The sequence below is a fragment of the Sphingomonas bacterium genome (assembly GCF_903644135.1).
Taxonomy (GTDB): Bacteria; Pseudomonadota; Alphaproteobacteria; order Sphingomonadales; family Sphingomonadaceae; genus Sphingomonas.
This window is the reverse complement of record NZ_CAHJXA010000250.1, coordinates 1-4,249: the sequence shown is the minus strand read 5'-3', so window position 1 is coordinate 4,249 and position 4,249 is coordinate 1. Positions and strand designations below refer to the sequence as shown.

Sequence of the window (4,249 nt, the reverse complement as noted above, 5' to 3'; positions counted from 1 at the left end):
TTTCCTCTTCGGTCATCCTCGCAGTCCCTCGCCCGTCGGTGGTCGCAGTCGTTCGGCCGCGTCGGCATGCTCAAGCGCATCACCACGGCTATTGCAACGTCGTACGCACGTCACAATACAATGATAAAACGCCAACGAACCGTTGACGTATCGCTTTTCTTGTCTAAGCTGCGGATCAGAGGGGCGAAACGGCAGCGACCAGCCGGGAGCCGTACTCGACAGCCAGCGGGGAGCATCATGGCCGACGACGAGCTATCCAGGCAGTTCAAGGCGCTCTACGACGAGTGGGGCGAGGCGATCGCAAACAAGCGGCACGACTGGCTCGAAAGCTTCTTCACCGACGACTTCTACGGCAGCGCTCAGCCCTGGCCTGGACTGGCGGGCGGCAAGCAGGAGATGATCGATCTCGACAAGACGATCGAGGTGATGGACGCGACCTGGGTCGATGTCACCGCGCATCAGGTCGGCAAAGAGGTGATCACCCTCGGCCTCGTCAAATATCACAACGAGCAGTTCAAGCCGGGCGCGACGTTTGGCGACGGCAAGCCCAGCGGCCAGGAGATCAGCGAGCGCAATCGCGGCAAGGTCGTGGCCTACGTCAACGGCTGGCGACACAATGGCGCGCGCTGGCAGATGTTCGACCATCACATGGTGAGCATCGTCGACGAAAAGACCATCTGACCGCCGCAGATGGCGGCGGATCAGGCCAGGATGAGGAACCAGGGAAACAGATAGGGCGGGCAGCCGTCGAACAGGGGGACAATCATGACCATATTCGCGTCGATCAAGACCGTCTTGCTGACGAGTGCCGCTCTCGCCTTGCCGACGGGGCTGCACGCGCAGACCGTCCCCAATCCGGCCACGGCCAACAGCGCGGATGCCGACCCGGCCAGGCCCGGTACCGAGGCCCAGACTGCCGCTGGCGACATCGTCGTCACCGCGCAGAAGCGGTCGGAGCGGCTGCAGGACGTACCGGTGCAGGTCGACGTGCTGACCGCCAAGAGCATCGAGGCGCAGCAGATCAAGCAGACCGCGGACATCGTTGCGACTATTCCCAACCTGACGATCGAGAAGACCGACACCTACACCAACAGCGTCATCGTGCTGCGCGGCATCTCGCAAGCGAGCAACGCCGACACGCCGGTCGCGGTGATCGTCGACGGCGTGCCGCAGGACGACCCCAAACAGTTCAACATGCACCTGTTCGACATTGCGCAGATCGAGGTGCTGAAGGGGCCGCAGGGTTCGCTCTACGGCCGCAACGCCGAAGCCGGCGCGATCATCATCACCACGGCCGCGCCGAGCAACGACCTGCGCGGCTTCGCCGACCTCTCCTATGGCAACGGCCAGACGTTCGACGGCAGCGGCGGCATCTCGGGGGCGATCGTGCCCGATAAGGTACAGTTCCGCTTATCGGGCAGCTTTTTCCATACCGACGGGTTGATCTTCAACACTTTCCGCCGCGTCAACAACGACCGGGTGCCGCATGACTGGAGCCTGCGCGGCAACCTGTATTTCAACCTGGCGGAGGGCACCCGGCTGCAGCTGATCGCCCAGCATGAGGACTTCAACGCCGCTGGCGTCTATTTCGTGCCGGTGTTCTCCGGCAGCGCCAACGACTTCCAGAAGCCGCAGAGCAACTTTCCCAACCGGGGCTCCGGCACCTCGACCAACCTGACCGCGAAGCTGGAGCAGGAACTAGGCTTCGCCACGTTGACCTCAATCTCGGGCCATACCAAGCTCGACCAGATCCAGACCACCGACGTCGACTTCACCAATCCGGTGACGGTGCCCGGCTTCTCGCTGGGCGACAACCAGCCGTTCAACAACCGCATTTTCAGCCAGGAGCTACGGCTGACCAGCAACAAGGGCCCGTTCCGCTGGCTGGTGAGCGGCGACTATCTGCACGCCAACCAGTTCATCAGCACCAACATCTTCGTCGACACTGGCCATCCGGCCACCGACCCGACTAACCCGGCACTGATCATCCTGTCCAATCCGGCGCAGAACAAGCGGTCCAACTATGGCATCTCGGCGCAGGCCGATTACGACATCGGCGCGCTGACGCTGACCGCCGGCGGCCGCTACGATAGCGATCACCGCACGCAGGACAACCTGCTTAACGGCAGCGAACGGCGCGCGACGTTCAGCAAGTTCCAGCCAAAGGTCACCGCCACCTACAAGCTCGATGCGGAGAAGCTGGTCTATGCCACCTATGGCGTCGGCTTTCGCTCGGGCGGCTTCAACCCGCCCAGCTTCCGGGTGCCGCTCTATTATGCCGAGGTGTTGACCAACTATGAGGTCGGCTTCAAGACGCAGTGGCTCGACCGCAAGCTGACGGTCAACGGCGCGCTGTTCCGCAGCGACATCAGGAACTATCAATTCTCGTATATCGACTTCGGGTCGGGGTCGGAAGTGACCGGCAACATCGACCGCGTCCGGCTGAACGGTGCGGAACTGGAGGTGCGGGTCAATCCGCTCTCGGGCTTCAACCTGTTCGGCAATTTGGGCTACGCCAAGCCCAAGGACCGCCGCTTCGCCGCCTTCCCGCAATATGTCGGCAACGAGACGCCGCGCGCCAACAACATCACGCTGAACGGCGGCTTCGACTATACCGTGCCGGTGTCGGCCACGACGTCGCTGTTCCTGCGCGCCAACGCGCAGCATTACAGCTCCAAATACTGGTTTATCGACAATCTCGACGTCCAGCGGCCCAAGACCTACGTCAACGGCAGCCTCGGCTTGACGCGCGGTGGCATCACCGCAACCTTCTGGGCGAAGAACATCTTCAACACCAAGGCATACGAGACCTATTTCCCCAGCCAGTCGACCGGTGCGCCGTTCGACGTCGCCTTCCCCAACCGGCCGGCGACCTATGGCGGCGAGGTCTCGTTCAAGTTCTGAAGGAAGCAGGGATGGATCACGGAACCACCATCGTCGCGCGAATGACCGGGCCGTTGCTGGCGACGGCGCTGTTGGTCCTGTCGCTGCCCGCCGCCGCCGAGCCGGGCCGGCTTACCGCGCGGGGCGGGGTAATGCCGGAGGGGCTCTGGGTCCGCAACCGCGCCAAATCGGTGGAGATCGATCCCGGCGACGATACGCTGTGGGTCGTCAAGGACGATGGCAAGACGTCGGTCTGGGTATCGGTGGCGACCGACGACAAGGGCAAGATCAGCGTGATGTCCTATGAGGGTGCCTATGGCGGACCGCCGTCGCCGGTGAAGGGCACGCCGATGACCACGCAGATCGTGTCGCGCGCGCCCGGCACGCTGCATAATTGGGGCCGCATCGACGGGCTCGGCCCTTATGTCGAGGATTGCGCGGTCGATGCCGGTCAGAAGCATTTCACCTGCGACGGACAGGTAACGACCACCGCCGGCGTGCGCCGCTGGCACGATGATTTCGTCTGGGCGGGGCCGAGCCCCAAGTGACGCCAGCGCTCGCCGCCGATCCTGCCGTTGCGACCGAGGGCGAGGGATCGCCGTCGCGGCTGGCCTGGGTCACGGTCGGCATATTCTGGCTGAGCATGACGGTCGCCTCGCTCGACCGGCAGGTGATCGCGATCACCGCCCACGCGATCCAGGGCGACCTGCATCTGACCGACACCCAGCTGGGCTTCATCCAGGGACCCGCCTTCGCGTTCTGCGCGGCGGCGGCGGGGCTGCCGGTCGGCTGGCTTCTCGACCGGCGCAACCGGGTGGCGGTGGCGGCGACCTGTTTCGCGATTTGGTCGGCGACGACGTCGATGATCGGGCTGGCCAGCAGCTTTTCAACGCTGGCGGTTGCGCGCAGCGGCGGCGCGATCGGCGAGGCGGGACTGGCACCGGCGGCGCTGTCGATCTTCGCCGACCTGTTCCCGGTGCGGCGCATCCCCCGCGCCAGCGCGCTGTTCCTGACCGCGCCGTTCATCGGCGCGGGCCTGGGGCTGTTTGTCGGCGGCGTGCTGCTCGACGGCTTCACCCGCGCACTGCCGACGCTGCCGCCGCTCCTGCGCGGCTTCCATTCGTGGCAGCTCGTCTTCCTGACCGTCGGCTGCCCAGGCGTGGTGCTCGCCATCGTTCTGAAGCTCGCGGTGCGCGACCTCATGCTGATCACCGCCAAGCCGGAAGTGGCCACGCCGGCGAAAATCCTCGCCGACGTCGCGGCCTCCACCGATGCGGGCCAGACACTGCTTGGGTTTAACCCGTCGCACACCGGCTACCTTCGCCTGAGGGCCAAGCTCGCCGAACTGCGCCAGACGCGGGTGCCC

General features: G+C 64.8%; 4 protein-coding genes. All 4 read left to right on the top strand.

Going from position 1 to position 4,249, the window contains the following annotated elements; genetic code table 11:
* Positions 1-237: 237 nt before the first annotated feature.
* The gene (locus HUU96_RS12185) at positions 238-681 is read left to right on the top strand and encodes a hypothetical protein (protein WP_174293047.1); all 444 of its coding nucleotides are present in this window, start codon (positions 238-240) and stop codon (positions 679-681) included.
* An 84-nt stretch (positions 682-765) separates the two neighbouring features.
* Positions 766-2,904, top strand: coding sequence for a TonB-dependent receptor (locus HUU96_RS12180; RefSeq protein WP_174293046.1), 2,139 nt, complete (start codon positions 766-768; stop codon positions 2,902-2,904).
* Positions 2,905-2,915: 11 nt separating this feature from the next.
* A complete protein-coding gene (locus HUU96_RS12175) occupies positions 2,916-3,431 on the top strand; it encodes a hypothetical protein (RefSeq protein WP_174293045.1) in 516 nt (171 codons plus the stop codon).
* On the top strand, positions 3,428-4,249 hold an 822-nt coding region (locus tag HUU96_RS12170), incomplete at its 3' end, for an MFS transporter (protein WP_174293044.1). The genes HUU96_RS12175 and HUU96_RS12170, both read left to right, overlap by 4 nt.